1 pseudogene is annotated in these 1,027 nt (G+C 37.3%); it reads right to left on the bottom strand.

Going from position 1 to position 1,027, the window contains the following annotated elements:
• Positions 1-61: 61 nt before the first annotated feature.
• Positions 62-973 (bottom strand): annotated as a pseudogene (locus LC115_08770) (AAA family ATPase).
• Between the last annotated feature and the right edge of the window lie 54 nt (positions 974-1,027).

Below are 1,027 nucleotides of genomic sequence, written 5' to 3' on the forward strand. Positions count from 1 at the left end.
AATTCAAAATCAAATAGTTAAATATTTTTATTCTTTTTGTCGTGCAACAGGCTCATAAGTTGATTATGTCTTTACGTTCCACTTCGCCAGGCAAGTCAACAAAAAATAATTCGTCAAATCGTCCTCTGCGTAAAAGTTCGGGAGGTAATTTTGAAACATCATTTGCGGTTGAAACAACAAATACCTTAGCCAAACTTTCTTGAAGCCAAAATAAAAACTGACCAACCATTCTTGTAGATGTTCCACCATCATTTGAGCCTGTCGCACCTGAAAGCCCCTTTTCTATTTCGTCTATCCACAAAACACAAGGTGCAGCATTGTCGGCTGATGCTAATGCTTCTTTTAATCTGTTTTCAGATTGTCCTAGGTATTGCCCTTGAATTGCTGCAAGGTCAAGGCGATATAATGGTAAATTCCAATTTGCAGCGATAAATTTGGCTGATAATGATTTACCACAACCCGGAACGCCAACTAATAAAACACCTCTTGGCGGTCTCATTTTTCTTGCTTTAAGGTCGGCTGTTAGAAGTTGCTTTTGATTGTCAAGCCAACTTTGAAGTCCACTAAGTCCTGCAACTGAAAGGGTAGAAGGGTCAAGTTTTACTTTTTCTAAACCTGATATATCGCTAAATAATTTATCTTTCGCATTGCTCAATTCTTTGATGTCGTCTTTAGTTAAAGAACCTTTTGCCATTTGTGTTGCTAAAACATTCTCTGCTTCAATCTTAGTCATATTGGCTAAAATGGTAGCTGCCATTTTATAATCTGTTTCGTCCCACTCAAGCGGAATTGAACCTTTATAAGGAGTAACACATTCTTTAACCACCTCCAACATTTCTTCTTCGTTGGGTGCGTCTAGTGTTATAGTCATTCCTAATCGCTGTAATTGAGGCCAAATACTTTTGGTCGTGATTAAACAAATGCTACCACCTCTTTCTATTGCCTGAACAACACAATCATAAATGTGTCTTGAAACTAATGTTATGTTAATCGTAAATTAACGGATAAAGTCTTCTGAGTTTTTGCC

This window comes from Bacteroidia bacterium (genome assembly GCA_026932145.1).
GTDB lineage: Bacteria > Bacteroidota > Bacteroidia > J057 > JAIXKT01 > JAIXKT01.